Consider the following 13,975-nt stretch of genomic DNA (forward strand, 5'->3'; position numbering starts at 1 on the left):
GCTGACGGGCGACAAGCCGGAAACTGGGTGCGCCCGATGGGCGGGTGTGCCCTGTTCGCGGCGGCCCCGCATCGTCTACCGTCGGCGCACACCCCCGAGCAGTGCCAGGAGCCGATCGATGAGCCGCTTCGTGCAGCCGGTACCACCCCCCGTCGACCCGTACGCCGGCGATGGCCTGCTGCGGTCCTGGCTGGAGCGTCACCTCGGCCCGGGCGGGCACGCCGCCGCGAAGGGCCGTCTCGCGGACCTGGCCGCCGACGTCATCGGGCCACTGCGCGCGGCGCACGCCGACGCGGAGGCGCACCCGCCGACGCTGGTCCGCTACGACCCGTGGGGTGCCCGGATCGACCGCATCGACACCTCCGCCGGTTGGCAGGCGCAACGCGCCGCCGCCGCCCGGCACGCCGTGGTGGCGCTGCCCTACCTGCCGGACGCCCGGGGCACCTGGGGTGCCGCCGCGCGGGTCGTGCAGCACGCCCTGCTGCACCTGTACGGGCCGGAGTCCGCGACGTTCTCCTGCCCGGTGGCGATGGCCGACGGGGCGGCGGCGCTGCTCAGCATGCCCGACGTCGACGCCACGGTCCGCGACGCGTGGCTGCCCCGGCTGATCTCCACGGACCCGGCCACGGCGATCACCAGCGGGCAGTGGATGACCGAGTCGCAGGGCGGCTCCGATCTGGGCCGCTCCAGCACGCTCGGCCGACCCGCGGCGGACGGTTCGTGGCGGCTGACCGGGGAGAAATGGTTCTGCTCCGCCGCCGACGCCGCGATGGCGGTGGCGCTGGCCCGGCCGGAGGGCGCCGGGCGGGGCAGCCGGGTGCTCGCCCCGTTCCTCGTTCCCCGGTACGCGGTCGACTCACCGCTGGCCGACGGCGCGGCGCCGGGCGCACCCGCGCCGGGTGTCACAGTGCACCGGCTCAAGGACAAGCTCGGCACCCGGGCGCTGCCCACCGCCGAGATCGGCCTGCGCGACGCGTACGCCCTCCCGCTGGGTGACCCGGCGGTGCCCGGTCTGGTTCGGGCGATGACCCTGGTCGTGGTGACCCGGGTGCACAACGCCGCGGCGGCGGCCGGCGGAATGCGACGGGGTCTCGCCTACGCCCGCGCGTACGCCGAGGTGCGGCACGTCGCCGGCGGCCCACTGGTGTCCTCGCCCCTGCACCGGGCCACCCTGGGCACCCTCGCCGTCGACGCTGCGGGCGCGTTCGCCCTCGCTGGGCACGCCTTCGCCCTGCTCGGGCGGGTCGAGGTCGGCGCCGACCCGGAGGCCGCGGCCGAGCTGCGCGTCGTGGCGCCGTTGGCGAAGCTGGCCACCGGCCGGCTGGCCGTCAGCTCCGCCAGCGAGTACGTGGAGAGCTTTGGCGGGGCCGGTTACGTGGAGGACACCGGCGTGCCCCGGTTGCTGCGCGACGCCCAGGTGCTGCCGATCTGGGAGGGCACCACCAATGTGCTGGCCCTGGATGTGCTGCGCGCGCTGACCCGGGAGGACGCCGGGGCGCCGCTGCTGAGCCGGCTGACCGCCGCCGTCGACCTGGCGCGGCCGCTGTCGCCGGTGTTGGCCGACACCCTGGCCGCCGCCGCCACGCAGTTGCGGGAGACCATCGCCGCGGTGACCGTCGACCCGGTTGCGTCGGCGGTGCTCGCGGGCGCCCGCGGTCTGGCGTTGCGCCTGGCGTACGCGCTGACCACCGCGTTGCTCGTCGAGCACGCCGCGTGGGGCGACGAGCAGGCGGAGTTGGCCGCCCGGCTGTGGGCGCGCCGCTGGCTGCGGCACGAGGAGATCGCCGAGGACGCCCACCACCACCTCGACCTGCTCTGCTGACCGGCCGGCGCGAGCGGACGGGTAAGCGCCCATGTCGGTGCTGATCGAGCTGGGTGACGACCGGGGCGCGCCCCTGGAGGAACACCCGCCTCCACCGCAGGTGTCCCGCCGGTGGTGGGTGGCGGTGCTGGTGGCGGCCTGTGTCCTGCTCGGTGGTTCCGCCCCGCCCGTGCGCCTGACGCCTCAGGTCGGGCCGGCGGTGCCCGCCCGGGCGACAGTGCTCGGCGCCGGGCCGCTGCTGCTGGTCGTCGACCCCGAACCGAACCCGCCGACGCTGAGCGCCTACGACTCGGCCGCGCCGGACGGCCCGCCGCGGTGGCGGGTCACAGTGCCGCCCGCCGCCGGGTGGTCCGCGGAGGTCGCCGGTGACCTGTTGCTGCTGGTCGAGCGTGACCAGGCGCTCGGGGCGCGGGTGACCACCGCGCGGTCGTTGCGTACCGGCCAGCCGGTGTGGCGGCGACCCGAGCGCGTGTACGCGGCCGGAAACGAAGCGGTCGCGGTGCGCGAGGTGCGCAGCGCCGCCGAACCGGGTCGGCGGGTCGAGGGCACGGTGCACGGCGTCGACCCGGGCACCGGCGCGACCCGGTGGTCGGTCCCGCTGCCCTCCACGGCGGTGCTGCGAGCGCTGCCCGGCGTGCCCGGGCGGGTGCTGCTGGTGCAGGACGACGGGTTGGTCCGGCTGCTCGACGCCCGTGACGGCACCGAACGTGGGCGGGGACAGCTGCCGCCGGCCGACTACGGCCCGGACAATCCGCAGCTCGTCGGCGCGCACCTGGTGCTACGCCACCCGAACGGCGGCGCGGTCGCGCTGACCGGCTACGACCTACCCGGGCTGATGCCGCGCTGGCGATCGCCGGTGCAGCCGGGTGAGCTGATCCTGCGGCCCTGCCAGGGTCTGCTCTGCGGGCAGGACGAGCAGGGACGCTGGGCGATCGACGCGGGCACCGGGGCGCGGGTGTGGACGTGGCCGGCCGGGGCGCGCTGGCGCACCGTGGGGGGCCCACGGGGCACCACGGAACCCCTGGTCGTGCTGGGTTTGGCGGCGGACGGCAGGCGCTCCCTGGTCGCGACGGTAGGGCGTGAGGGTCATCGGGTGTCCGCGGTGCTCCCGGCGGGTGTGACCGACTGCCGCCGGGTCGGCGCCGGGCTGATCTGCCGCGACGGCACGGCCCGCGTGACGTTCTGGCCCCTCGACGTCCCCTGACCTCTACTCGCGGGGCGAAGTTGTCGGGCCCCGCCGGCATACTGCCGGCGTGACAGCCTCTGCCGACCTCGCGATGGTCAACCTCGACAGTTCCGATCCCGCCGGCCACGCCGCGTTTTACCACGAGGCGCTGGGCTGGGAGGTCACCCACAGCCAACCCGAATACGCGATGATCAGCTCCGGTGGCGTCTCCATCGGCTTCGGGCTGGTCGAGGGATACCGACCACCCTCCTGGCCGGACCAGACCGGCGACAAGCGCTACCACCTGGATCTTTACGTCGACGACCTGGCCGCGGCGGAGGAGAGGTTCGTCGCCGCTGGGGCGTCGAAGCCGGCATTCCAGCCCGGCGGCGAGCGGTGGGTGGTGCTCCTCGACCCGATCGGGCAGCCGTTCTGCATCTGCCCCCGCCCGCAGAGCTGAGAAGAGCCCGCCACAACGACAGAAGGAATCAGCATGGCCGTCACTCTCGTCAACCCGGACGGGTTACCGAAACCGGACGTCTACCGCTGATCGACAACCCGACGTCGGGCGGGTAGCGCTCAGCCGCGACGACGTGACCGGGCCGCCCACACCGCGTAGGCCGGGTCGCGGTCGAGGTTGTGCCGGTCCCGGTCGTAGCGGCGGGTGGTGCGCGGGTCGGCGTGGCCCATGGCGTCCTGGACGTCCTCCAACGGCACGCCCTCCGAGCGGGCCGTGGTGGCGAAGGCGTGCCGCAGTGAGTGTGGGGACAGCTTCGCCCAGGCTGGGATGCCGGCGGCGCGGGCGAGCCGACGGACCATCCGGAACACCGAGTGCCGGTCCAGTCGGGCACCGCTGGCGGTGACCAGCAGCGGGCCGGTGAGCTGTGGCACCGGCACGCCGGTGGCGGCGGCCCGCTGGGCCAGGTAGGCGTCCAGGGCGTGCCCGGTGCCGGGGGTGAGGGCGCGGCGACGTTGTTTGCCGCCCTTGCCGATGAAGCGCACGCTGCGGTGGCCGCGTTCGGTGCCGAGGTCGGTCAGGTCCAGCGAGATCAGCTCCCCGACCCGCAGACCCAGGTCGGCGAGGAGCGCGAGCGCCGCCCGGTTGCGTACGGCGGTCGCGCCGGTGTCCGCGTCGGCGGCGCTGAGCAGGGCGTCCACCTCTTCGGGGGTGAGCCCGACGGTGGCGGAGTGGTCCCGGTCGACACGGGGGCGGTCGGCGCCGGAGACCGGGTTGGCCGGCACAGCGCTCAGTTTGACCAGGAAGTCGTACCAACTGGACAGCGCCGAGAGTCGACGCGCGACGGTCGCCGGGGTCAGTGGGCGGCCGCTGCGGGCGCCGACGCTGCTCTCCAGCGCGCGGGCGTACTCGTTGACGTGCAGGAACGTGGCCCGCAGCGGGTCCAGATCGTGATCGGCGCACCAGCGGAGCCAGCCGGTGACGTCGCGTCGGTAGGCGTCGCGGGTGTGCTCGGACAGCCGCCGGTTGCGCAGCCACGCCTCGGTGACCTCGACCGGCCCACTCGGCAGCGCCGGTGGCGCGGACGGGCGGGCGAGCACCGGAGCGTCGGAGAACACCATGTGAAAAAGGCTCTCAGTCTTGGGTGGGATCGGCCTGCAGGCGCGCCGGTCCCACCCGTCGCCGTGTCGAATCAGGCGTTGATCTCTCGCCGGGCGCCGCCGTTGGCCTGGATGGTCACCCGGCGGGGCTTGGCACGCTCGGCGACCGGGATGCGCAGTGTCAGCACCCCGTTCTCGTACCCGGCTTCCAGCTTGTCGGTGTCGAGCGTGTCGCCGAGGAACAGCTGTCGGGTGAAGGTGCCCATCGGGCGCTCGGCGGCGACCAGCTCGACGCCGTCGCCGACGGGCCGGCGACGCTCGGCGCGGACGGTGAGCACGTTGCGCTCGACAGTGCAGTCGATGGTGTCCGGATCGACGCCGGGCAGGTCGAACGCCGCGTAGAAGTGGTCACCGTCGCGGTAGGCGTCCAGGTGCATCGTCGCGGGACGTGCCGCCGTACCGAAGAACTGCTCGGCGAGCCGGTCGATCTCGCGGAACGGGTCGGTACGCATCAACATGGTCATGCCTCCTCGGTTCTCCTGGCCGAAGGTGATGAGTTGAGCCGGGTTGACTCAACTTCCTCTTCTTGTTTAGCGCGTCCGCGCGCCGACGTCAACCGCTCCGGACAGCCGCTTCTCAAACCAGTGTTCGGCGTAGGGGCCCCGCGAGTACGCCGGGATCTCGGCGTAGCCGTGCCGGGCGTACAGGGCGCGGGCCTCGACCAGGTCGTGCCGGGTGTCGAGCCGGATCCGGTCCGCCCCGGCCGCGAGGGCCTGCTCCTCGACGGCGGCCAGCAGCGCCGCGCCCCCACCGGCGCCGCGGTGCTCGGAGCGGATGAACACCCGGGTCAGCTCGGCCCAGCCCGAATGCCAGCGCAGCCCGGCGCAGCCAGCCAGGTCGGGGCCGTGGTGGGCGAGCAGGAGTAGCCCGCCCGGCGCGGTCAGGTCGTCGCTGGGCAACTCGGCCAACGCCGCGTCGACCTCGCCGGGCACTGCCGGGCGACGGTGATAGCGAACCACCATCTCGGTCATGTACTCGCGCAGCAGCAGCACCGCGTCGGGGTGCTCGGGCCGGCTGGTGCTGGTCGTCCAGGTGGGCCGGGCGGTAATGGTCACCTGTTGATCATCACCGCCCGGTCAACGGCTTTATCCGGTCGCCCCGGTTCGCGTACCCGGGGTCGCCGGGTCGCCGACCCGGAGCAGCGGCCAGTCGGCCAGGTCCCGCAGCAACTGCCGGTCGTGGGTGGCGACGACGACGGCGGCGCTCGTCGCGCGGATCGCGGCGGTCAGCTCGTCGGCCAGTGTCGACGACAGGTGGTTGGTCGGCTCGTCGAGCAGGATCAGCGTGGGCCGCCCGGCCAGCACCAGTGCCAGGTCGAGGCGGCGCTGCTGTCCCTGCGACAACCGCCCGACGGGCGTACGCGTCGCGGCGGAGTCCAGCAGCCCGAGCGATCCGAGCGACACGGCCTCGGCGGGGGGCAGCACCCCACGCGACACCAGTCGTCCCACCTGGCCGGCGTACACCTCGTCGGCGGTGAGATCGGAGGCCTGCCCGGCGGCCTCCTGGGTGAGCCGGGCGACCCGGGCCTCCCTCGCCGTCCAGGCGTACCCGTCGGTGGGTTCGAGCGCTCCGGCGAGCACCGCGAGCAGTGTGGACTTCCCTGCGCCGTTGGGCCCGGTGACGAGCAGCCGGTCGCCGCCGTCGATGGTGAGGTCGACCGGGTTGGCGAGCCGCCCGTCGACGGCGACGCCCTGCGCGCGTACCTGCGGCGCGCCCTGCCGTACGCCGAGGTCCGGCATTCGCAGCGTCTGCGGTGGTTGAGGTACGTCGATCCGGTGTGCCTGGAGCGCGTCCTGCTGCCGGTTCAGGGCCTGCACGACGCCCGGCGCGCGGGACTGGCGCTGGTGCTTGCCGGTCCCCTTGTCCGGCCGCCAGCCGGTGGAGAGGCGGTCGCGGGCCTTCGACACCGCGTCCTGGAGTCGTCGACGCTCGGTCTGTTGCTGCTCGTACTCCTGCTCCCAGTGCTCCCGATCGCGGCGCCGCGCGTCCTGCCAGGCGTCATAACCGCCGGCGTAGAGCCGTGCCTTCGCGTCGTGGGTGGGGTCGAGGTCGAGGAACCGGTCCGCGACGTCGCGCAGCAGCGCCCGGTCGTGGCTGACGATCGCGAGACCGCCGTCGTGCTCGCGGAGACGGCGGGTCAGGAAGTCCAAGCCGTCGGCGGCGAGGTGGTTGGTCGGCTCGTCGAGCAGCAGCACGTCGTGGCGCGCGCCGAGCAGGCACGCCAGCCGCACCCGGTAGCGCTGGCCCACCGACAAGGTCGCCAGGGGACGGTCGCGGTCGGTGCAGGCGCCGAGGGCCTCCAGTGCCACGTCGACGCGACGTTCGGCGTCCCACGCGTCGAGGCGGGTGGCCGCGTCGAGCGCGGCGGCGTAGCGGTCCTCGGCGCCCGGATCGCCAGCGGTCAGGGCGAGGGTCGCCTCGTCCAGCGCGGCGAGGGCGGTGAGCGACGCGGCCAGCGCCTCGGACGTGAGGGTGCGGACCGTCTCGCCGTCGCGGGTGGGCAGGTCCTGGCGGGCCAGGCCGATCGTGCCGGCCCGCTGCACGGTGCCGTCGTCCGGCGTGATCAGCCCGGCGAGGACGTGCAGCAGTGTCGTCTTGCCACGACCGTTCTCGCCGACGACCGCCACCCGCGACCGGGCGGAGACGGTGACCGAGACGTCGGTCAGGACGCGACGGGACCCCCGGGTCACTGTGACGTCGGTGGCGCGCACGTGTGCGCTGCCGGCCTCGACGGGCCGGGACATGGTTTCGGGGTTCGGGGTGAGGTTCAACGGTGCTCCGCAGCTCGCGATGGAGCCGGGCAGCAGCTGATGGCCGCCCGGCGGGAACCGGGACGGCGAGCGCGAATTCAGCAGAGGAAGGGCGCCGCCGTCAGCGGGCGGAGCGGACCTTCTGCGACCAGATACCTCGTGCCATGACGGCGATGCTAGCAACCTCGGCGCATCAACTCCCGAGGATATCGCCCACCCGGTGGTCAGCGCGACACGAGGTGGGCGGGGGGAATAGCAGCGGGCCGCCTACCGGCGCGGGCGGGGCCGCAGGGCGATCAACGCGACCGCCACTGCCACGTGCGTCGCGTCGAGGGCGAGCCTGGCGCCGCCGGTGCCCTCGACGCCGAGCACGGAGACGAAGGACAGCACGGTCGCGCGGCGGACGATCAGAGCAGCTGGTAGACGCCGTGCTCGCGGGTGAGCAACTGCTCGTCGATCAGATACCGGCGCAGCGTCGCGTGATCCGACCCGCCTGCGGCGCACCACGGCTTGAGCGCGTCGTCGACGGCCCGCTCCGGATAGCGGGTGCCCGGCTCGAACGACTGCTCGGCGATGTGCGCGAGCACGACCCGCCGTCGACCCCGCTGCGCCGGCAGACTCACCAGGACGCCCGCGCGCAGGAAGGTCCGCAGCACCGGGTCGACGCCGGGCTCGGCGTCGACGGCCGGGCCACTGTCGCGCGTGGCGGCCCGCAGCGACGCCTCGTCGGGCGCGAGCGCGCCGTCCGCGCCGGTGACGAGGCCCGCGTCGGTGAGCCGGCGGACCCCGGTGAGCACCACCCGCGCCGGCAGGCCGGTCCGCTCGGCGACCTCGGTCGCGCTGGTAGCACCCAGCACGATCGCCGCGAAGATCCGTCGCCGTCCGTCGTCGGCCAGGGCCCCGGCCAGCACATGCGCAGTCACGCCGGTCACCCTCGCATCAGCGGTACGCGGACCGCCAGGCGATTTTTGGCCCTCTCAGTCGGTCTGCGGCTGTTCGGCGACGAGCAGCACCCGGCGCAGCAGGTCGGAGAGGTGTCGCCGCTCGGTCGCGGTGAGCGCGCCGAGCAGGCGGTGCTCCTCGGCGCCCTGGACCTCCATCGCCCCGCGCCACGCGGCCCGACCCGCCTCGGTGAGTTCCACGTCGACGCGTCGACGGTCGACTGTCGACGGAATCCGGCGGACGAAGCCCCGCCGTAGCAGCGTGTCTACCCGCGCGGTGATCGAGGCGGGGGCCATCGTGAGGTCCGCGGCGAGGTCAGAAGGTGCGGCCCGGCCACCGCGACCGGCCAGGGCGTGCAGGGTGTCGTACTCGTGGGCCGGCAGGTCGAGGTCGACCAGGACCCGCTCCTTGACGGCCCGCAGATGCCGGGTCAGTCGGATCATCCTGGTCACCGCCCCCTCGACGTCCGCGTCGAGGTCGGGCACCACGGGCAGCCAACGCTCGATGTGCCGGTCGACGACGTCCGGAGTGGTGGTCACCGCGCCAGCTTACCTCAGCGCCGAAATATTCGTTGCCGAAATATTCGATGTCGAAGTATGTTGTGGGCATGGCTCACCCGCTGCGCAACCACTCCTTCCGGCTGCTGTTCCTGGGTCGCACCATCTCCGCTCTCGGCGACGCGGTGGTGCCCGCCGCGCTGGCGCTGGCCGTGCTGCGGGCCACCGGCTCCACCGGCGCGCTGGCCGTCGTCCTCGCCGCGGCGGTCGTCCCCAGGCTGGTCCTGCTGCCGTTCGGCGGCGTGGTGGCCGACCGGTTCGACGCCCGCCGGGTCGCCCTCCTGGCCGACCTGGTCCGCTGCGCGACGCAGCTCGCGGTCGGCGTGGAGCTGCTCGGCGGCGACCCGTCACTGACCGCCGTGGTGGTGGCGTCCGCGCTCGGCGGCACCGCCTCGGCGTTCGCCATTCCGACGGCGTCCCCGCTGGTCGCCGGCACCGTCGAACCGGCCGACCGGCAGCGGGCCAACGCCCTGATGGGGATCACCGCCAACACCAGCCGCCTCGCCGGCCCGGCGCTGGCCGGCGCGCTGGTCTGGGCCGCCGGACCCGGCTGGGCGTTCATCCTGGACGGCGCGTCATTCGCGCTCAGCGCCACGCTGCTCGCGCTGGTGCGGGTCCGCCACGTGCCGGTGCCCCGCCGTTCCGTCCTCGCTGACCTGCGACACGGCTTCGGCGAGGTACGCGCCCGCGACTGGTTCTGGACCAGCCTGCTCGGGCACGGCGTGTGGAACGGCGCCGCCGCCGTGTTGATGACCCTCGGGCCGGCCGTCGCCATCGACCGCCTGGGCGGCGAGACGACCTGGGTGCTGCTGTTGCAGGCCGGCGCGATCGGGATGCTCACCGGATCGCTGCTGGCCGGGCGGGTCCGGCTGCACCGGCCGGTGCTGCTGGCCAACCTCGGGCTGGCCTGCTACGCCGCCCCGCTGTTCCTGCTCGCCGTCGCCGCGCCCGCCCCTGCGGTGATCGCCGCCTACGCGGTCGCGCTGACCGCCCTCGGCTACCTCAACCCGGTGTGGGAGACCGTCGTGCAGCACCACTTTCCGCCGGAGGTCCTGGCCCGGGTCACCTCGTACGACTGGCTGGTGTCGCTGGGCGCCATGCCGCTGGGCTACGCCCTGGCGCCGTTGGCCGCCGACACGTTCGGCGCACCCGTCCCGCTGGCCGTCGCGGGCCTGCTGGTCCTCGCCGCCTGCGCGGGTACCGCCCTCGTGCCCGGCGTACGCCGACTCACCTGGCCGGCGACCCCGCAATCGCAACCGGCCGACCCCGCTGCCGTCCGTTGATCAGTTCGAATCTCGATGGGTGGGTGAGCGACGGCCGGGCCCATCCACGACAAAGGCTCCCGGCCAGCGCCGGGAGCCTTTGTGCGATGTGGTTGGTCAGCCGGCTTTGCGGGCCATCGCGACGAAGCCACGCCACGACCGTGGGCTGAACGTCAGCGTGCCGCCGTCGCGGTCCTTCGTGTCACGGACCAGGACCACGCCCGGAAGGTTGTCGGCAACCTCGACGCAGTCACCGCCGTTGCCGCCGCTCTTCGTGCTCTTCCGCCACCGCGCACCGGTCATGTCCATGATGCTGCCGCTTCTCTGAGAAGTTCCAACGAACGCCCTCGGGGCAGGGCCTCGCCGCGAATACGCTCCCACCGTCGTTCCAGGCTAACAAGATCCGACGTTTGATTGAGGATCTGCGCCTGTGCCGCGCTGTCGACGTGCGCGACCCGTGACCCGTCCGGCATGTCGGCGATGGTGAACGGTCCGTCGAGCCCGGGGTAGCTGGGCGCATCCGACGGGACGATGTGGAGCTGCACACTGCCCGTCTCGGCGTGCCCGAGCAGGCGCGCGAGTTGCACAGCCATCAAGGTGCGGTCGTCGCCGACACGCCGCCTCAACACCCCCTCGTCCAGCACGGCGATCAGCAGCGGACCGCCTCCCCGGCCGATGATCGCCTGCCGGTTGATCCGCGCCTCGGCGAACTCGGCGACCGCCTCCGGTGTCAGCACCCCACCGGCCAGGGTCGCCCGGGCGTACGCCTCGGTCTGCAGCAGCCCAGGCACCCACGCGAGTTGGAACGACCGCAGTGTCACAGCCTCACGTTCGAGGTCGACCCACGGCCGGAACCACACCGGCTCACGGCGACGGACCACGTCCGGCCACAGCGCGTCGGCGTCCTTTGCCAGCAGCCCCGCCACTGTCGCACGATGTCGGCTCTGGGGAATGTGCCCCGGGTTTGCCCACCTGGCGACGGTCTTCGGGTGCACACCGAGCTGACCTGCGAGGCTCTCGGCGGTGTGACCCGCCGCGGCCAGCGCCGCGACAAAGGCGTGGTTCATGCCGTCCCTCCCCTGGAACAAATCCGCTGCTCCGAGAAGATTAGTTAACGCTGTGTGTTTGTCCAGCAACCCCCGGCACAGTGCGGTGTAGACGGTGCTGCGACGAGGAGGAGAAGCTGTGCGGAACGAGGTACGAAGCGCTCTCAGAGCCGGAGACGTGGTCCTGTTGACCGCCGCCGCGAGCGTCCCCACACCGGTTCGACGGTGCGCGACAGTCGGGGTCGGCTGATGCCCGAGCGTCCGAAGCACTCCCCGTTGCGCCCGTCGTGGCGCTGCCCGGTCTGCGGCATCCTGTGGCCCTGCTCGGCAGCGAAGCTGCGCCTGCTCGGCGAGTACCGCGAGGATCGGCCGGGTCTGTTGATCCACCTGGCGAAGGTCCAGGAGGAAGCCACCGACGATCTCACCAAGCTCAACCCGGACGTCGCGCTGCCCGATCTGACCCCGCGTTTCGTCGGCTGGGCAGAGGCCCGCTGAGCTGTCGTCAACCACCTCCGCGGGTCGGTACGAGTCAGCACGATGCGGGAGACTGACGGCGTGACGACAGGCCCCGGGATGAGGCCGGCCCGATGAGCCGACCATTCAGGATCGTCGTCGCCGTGCTCGCCGCGGTGGGCGCCACCCTGATGTACCTGGGAGTCACCGCCGAGGTCAATTCCATGTCGGGGCCGATCACCGTCACGCGGACCGCCGTCGACTTCCGGACCCTCGTCGCGAAGGGGGTTGTCTTCTTCGCCCCCCTCGACCCCATGACCGCCCCGATGATGGACGCGGTGACGCCGCTGATCCGCTGGGTCGTGATTCTGCTGGTCGGGGTTTCGACGTACCTGGCCTGCGGCCTGGTCACCCGGCGGACGCACCCGTTCGTGGCGGCGATGGTCGGCGCGGCCGCGGCCCTCACCGCCACGGCGGTCGGGGACCTGCTCTGGTGGGCCACCCTCGTGGTCCGCGTCCACACCGCCCCCACCGGTTGGTACGCCAACGAGGCACTGGACCATTCCACGCTCCTCGCCAGCGCACACCTGACGCTGACCGGCTGGACGTCCGACGCCCTCTTTCTCGGCTGCCTGTTGGCGGGCACGAACGCCTCCCTGGTGGGCTGCGCCAGCCTGGCGATACTGCTGCTGGACCGGCTCAGGACAGAGACCGACGAAGGTGACGGCGAGGCTCAGGCCCCGGTTGTCGACAGCGCGCCAGCGGCCCGCGTTCCGCTGATCGGCGACGTGCGAGGACGCGGCCCGAACCTTGCCCTGGCCGGCGTCCTCCCGGTGCTGGTGCTCATGCTGATCAACGGCACCCAGGCGGTGTGGGACAGCTACTCGGGGAGAGGTTTCCTGGCGTTGCTCACTGTGTTCCTGTCCCGCCCCGCCCTGTCCCCGCCGCCACGCACACGCGATGACGTGGAGTACCGGCTGACCCACGAGATCGATCCGAATCCCCTGTCGATGGACCTCTGGGTGCACAGGTCGGTGCTCGCCCTCGCCCTGCTGGTGGTGCTGTGGCTCCTGCTCTGGGCGCTGGTCGGCGGCCTGCCGAATTCCGGGCACCGCCTCGGGCTCGTCGTGGTCTGTTGGGGTGCCACGATCACGGCGTCCGCGCTGACAGCGACGTCCGATGTCCTCGTCGGCTGCGCCATCTCGGACTCCCCTACCGGGTGTGCCCCCTGGGAGTCCCTGGGCCTGCAGTTGACCTCGGCGCTGCGGTTCGGCGCGGCCTGGGGCTGGCTCGTCGCGCTGCCCGTGCTGCTGGCCCGTCGGCTCCTCGACACCGACACGTCCATCGATACGCAGGAGACTCCGGCCCATGAGTCCACGTAACAAGCCCCCGCGTCGCCGTAAGGGTGTCACCGCGGCCGCGCCGCCCCCCGCGCCGGCAACCGTCGCCTGGTGGAAGCGTCCCGTCACCTGGCTGCTGACGATCGTGGTCGGTGCCGTCGCCACCTGGCTCGGCGCCGTCGTCCTCGGCGCGATCAACCAGTGGAAGCCCGCGAACGAGCTGGCCGAGCAGTTGGCTGGCCGGGGGCCGGTCGTCGTCCTGGACCTCAAACACGTTCCCTACCCACAGGAGGGCGCGCTCGACTACGTCTACCCCGCCGGCGCCGACCTGGCTCGCCTGGACGCCAAGCGGCCGGACGACCCGACCGTCGAGGCCGGCGCTGTCGACATCGAACGGAGCACCTGGGAAATCACCCTCGTCGGCACCCGGGACGAGGCCGCCGAGGCCGTCGACCTCCGGCCCGTCCTCGTCGAGCCCTGCCGTCCCCCACTCACCGGGATCCAGGAGCCCAACGAATCCCAGGGCGACTCCAAGAAGATCGTCCTCGTGACACACGTGGATCGGCCGAATCCCCGCATGCTCGTCGACGACCCGGATGGCGAGGACGCCGGTGCCCCGTTCTTCGCCAGCCACAAAATCACCTTGCCCAAGGGTGAGAAGAACGTCATCCAGGTACGAGCGCTCAGCGCCAAGCAGCACTGCCGATGGCGACTGGAGCTGGACTACCTGGCCGACGGACGACGCCAGACGATGGTGATCTCGGCGCCCGGCGACAAGCCGTTCGAGGTGACCGGGCGCGCTGACGACTCGGCCTACACCTGGGTCTACCTCAGTCCGTTCAACGGTTGTCGGGCCAAGGACGGCACCGAGACCGATCGGCTGCGCATCACCGGCCCCGAGTACGCGCAGATGGTGCGCGACGGGCGCAGCTGCCCGTACTGACCGCTGGCCGTCCACCACCCGCGCCACCCGGATCACCGGCCCTCCACCGGGTCCGACCGGGCGAAGTTGCCGGACCGG

General features: G+C 73.0%; 16 protein-coding genes. 7 read left to right on the top strand and 9 right to left on the bottom strand.

Annotation, left to right across the window (positions count from 1 at the left end):
• The first annotated feature begins 118 nt into the window (after positions 1-118).
• The 3 genes from OHB44_RS17505 to OHB44_RS17515 are packed head-to-tail and all read left to right on the top strand — an operon-like array spanning position 119 to position 3,447.
• Entirely contained in the window at positions 119-1,822 is a 1,704-nt protein-coding gene (locus OHB44_RS17505; protein ID WP_266302496.1) for an acyl-CoA dehydrogenase family protein, read from the top strand.
• 31 nt (positions 1,823-1,853) lie between these two features.
• Positions 1,854-3,026, top strand: coding sequence for an outer membrane protein assembly factor BamB family protein (locus OHB44_RS17510; RefSeq protein ID WP_330437576.1), 1,173 nt, complete (start codon positions 1,854-1,856; stop codon positions 3,024-3,026).
• Between the two features lie 49 nt (positions 3,027-3,075).
• Positions 3,076-3,447, top strand: coding sequence for a VOC family protein (locus OHB44_RS17515; RefSeq protein WP_238685629.1), 372 nt, complete (start codon positions 3,076-3,078; stop codon positions 3,445-3,447).
• A gap of 119 nt (positions 3,448-3,566) precedes the next feature.
• Here OHB44_RS17515 and OHB44_RS17520 read toward each other — a convergent pair whose 3' ends face one another.
• From OHB44_RS17520 to OHB44_RS17550, 7 genes are all read right to left on the bottom strand, one after another.
• Entirely contained in the window at positions 3,567-4,565 is a 999-nt protein-coding gene (locus OHB44_RS17520; RefSeq protein ID WP_238685628.1) for a tyrosine-type recombinase/integrase, read from the bottom strand.
• Positions 4,566-4,636: 71 nt separating this feature from the next.
• Positions 4,637-5,062, bottom strand: a complete 426-nt coding sequence (locus OHB44_RS17525; RefSeq protein WP_238685962.1) for an Hsp20/alpha crystallin family protein — start codon at positions 5,060-5,062, stop codon at positions 4,637-4,639.
• Between the two features lie 72 nt (positions 5,063-5,134).
• Positions 5,135-5,659, bottom strand: coding sequence for a GNAT family N-acetyltransferase (locus tag OHB44_RS17530; RefSeq protein ID WP_330437577.1), 525 nt, complete (start codon positions 5,657-5,659; stop codon positions 5,135-5,137).
• A 30-nt stretch (positions 5,660-5,689) separates the two neighbouring features.
• On the bottom strand, positions 5,690-7,375 hold the full coding sequence (locus tag OHB44_RS17535; RefSeq protein WP_330437578.1) for an ABC-F family ATP-binding cassette domain-containing protein: 1,686 nt from the start codon (positions 7,373-7,375) through the stop codon (positions 5,690-5,692).
• A gap of 246 nt (positions 7,376-7,621) precedes the next feature.
• Positions 7,622-7,744, bottom strand: a complete 123-nt coding sequence (locus OHB44_RS17540; RefSeq protein WP_330437579.1) for a hypothetical protein — start codon at positions 7,742-7,744, stop codon at positions 7,622-7,624.
• Between the two features lie 17 nt (positions 7,745-7,761).
• Positions 7,762-8,277: a DUF2087 domain-containing protein gene (locus tag OHB44_RS17545; protein ID WP_330437580.1), complete on the bottom strand. Its 516-nt coding sequence runs from the start codon at positions 8,275-8,277 to the stop codon at positions 7,762-7,764.
• 54 nt (positions 8,278-8,331) lie between these two features.
• Positions 8,332-8,835, bottom strand: coding sequence for a MarR family winged helix-turn-helix transcriptional regulator (locus OHB44_RS17550; protein WP_238685624.1), 504 nt, complete (start codon positions 8,833-8,835; stop codon positions 8,332-8,334).
• A gap of 68 nt (positions 8,836-8,903) precedes the next feature.
• On the opposite strand from OHB44_RS17550, the gene OHB44_RS17555 reads away from it, so the two are divergent.
• The gene (locus OHB44_RS17555) at positions 8,904-10,136 is read left to right on the top strand and encodes an MFS transporter (RefSeq protein ID WP_238685623.1); all 1,233 of its coding nucleotides are present in this window, start codon (positions 8,904-8,906) and stop codon (positions 10,134-10,136) included.
• A 96-nt stretch (positions 10,137-10,232) separates the two neighbouring features.
• On the opposite strand, the gene OHB44_RS17560 is transcribed toward OHB44_RS17555, so the two are convergent.
• Together OHB44_RS17560 and OHB44_RS17565 are read right to left on the bottom strand one after the other, a co-directional pair.
• A complete protein-coding gene (locus OHB44_RS17560) occupies positions 10,233-10,424 on the bottom strand; it encodes a DUF397 domain-containing protein (RefSeq protein ID WP_238685622.1) in 192 nt (63 codons plus the stop codon).
• On the bottom strand, positions 10,415-11,182 hold the full coding sequence (locus OHB44_RS17565; RefSeq protein WP_238685961.1) for a DUF5753 domain-containing protein: 768 nt from the start codon (positions 11,180-11,182) through the stop codon (positions 10,415-10,417). Before OHB44_RS17565 ends, OHB44_RS17560 begins: the two co-directional genes overlap by 10 nt.
• Before the next feature lie 228 nt (positions 11,183-11,410).
• Between OHB44_RS17565 and OHB44_RS17570 the strand changes: the two genes are divergently transcribed.
• The 3 genes from OHB44_RS17570 to OHB44_RS17580 all read left to right on the top strand — a co-directional run bounded on the left by OHB44_RS17570 (position 11,411) and on the right by OHB44_RS17580 (position 13,897).
• Complete coding sequence (locus tag OHB44_RS17570; protein ID WP_210785620.1) at positions 11,411-11,656, top strand: flavin reductase; 246 nt, start codon at positions 11,411-11,413, stop codon at positions 11,654-11,656.
• Between the two features lie 92 nt (positions 11,657-11,748).
• Positions 11,749-12,996, top strand: a complete 1,248-nt coding sequence (locus tag OHB44_RS17575) for a hypothetical protein (protein ID WP_330437581.1) — start codon at positions 11,749-11,751, stop codon at positions 12,994-12,996.
• On the top strand, positions 12,983-13,897 hold the full coding sequence (locus OHB44_RS17580; protein WP_330437582.1) for a hypothetical protein: 915 nt from the start codon (positions 12,983-12,985) through the stop codon (positions 13,895-13,897). Before OHB44_RS17575 ends, OHB44_RS17580 begins: the two co-directional genes overlap by 14 nt.
• The last annotated feature ends 78 nt before the right edge of the window (positions 13,898-13,975 follow it).

The sequence above is a fragment of the Micromonospora sp. NBC_00821 genome (assembly GCF_036347035.1).
GTDB lineage: Bacteria > Actinomycetota > Actinomycetes > Mycobacteriales > Micromonosporaceae > Micromonospora > Micromonospora hortensis.

Bases quoted from the DNA above. Each gene is read 5' to 3' on its own strand.
- OHB44_RS17505 (WP_266302496.1), top strand. From the start codon at position 119: ATGAGCCGCTTCGTGCAGCCGGTACCACCCCCCGTCGACCCGTACGCC.
- OHB44_RS17510 (WP_330437576.1), top strand. From the start codon at position 1,854: ATGTCGGTGCTGATCGAGCTGGGTGACGACCGGGGCGCGCCCCTGGAG.
- OHB44_RS17520 (WP_238685628.1), bottom strand. From the start codon at position 4,565: ATGGTGTTCTCCGACGCTCCGGTGCTCGCCCGCCCGTCCGCGCCACCG.
- OHB44_RS17525 (WP_238685962.1), bottom strand. From the start codon at position 5,062: ATGTTGATGCGTACCGACCCGTTCCGCGAGATCGACCGGCTCGCCGAG.
- OHB44_RS17555 (WP_238685623.1), top strand. From the start codon at position 8,904: ATGGCTCACCCGCTGCGCAACCACTCCTTCCGGCTGCTGTTCCTGGGT.
- OHB44_RS17560 (WP_238685622.1), bottom strand. From the start codon at position 10,424: ATGGACATGACCGGTGCGCGGTGGCGGAAGAGCACGAAGAGCGGCGGC.
- OHB44_RS17565 (WP_238685961.1), bottom strand. From the start codon at position 11,182: ATGAACCACGCCTTTGTCGCGGCGCTGGCCGCGGCGGGTCACACCGCC.
- OHB44_RS17570 (WP_210785620.1), top strand. From the start codon at position 11,411: ATGCCCGAGCGTCCGAAGCACTCCCCGTTGCGCCCGTCGTGGCGCTGC.
- OHB44_RS17575 (WP_330437581.1), top strand. From the start codon at position 11,749: ATGAGCCGACCATTCAGGATCGTCGTCGCCGTGCTCGCCGCGGTGGGC.
- OHB44_RS17580 (WP_330437582.1), top strand. From the start codon at position 12,983: ATGAGTCCACGTAACAAGCCCCCGCGTCGCCGTAAGGGTGTCACCGCG.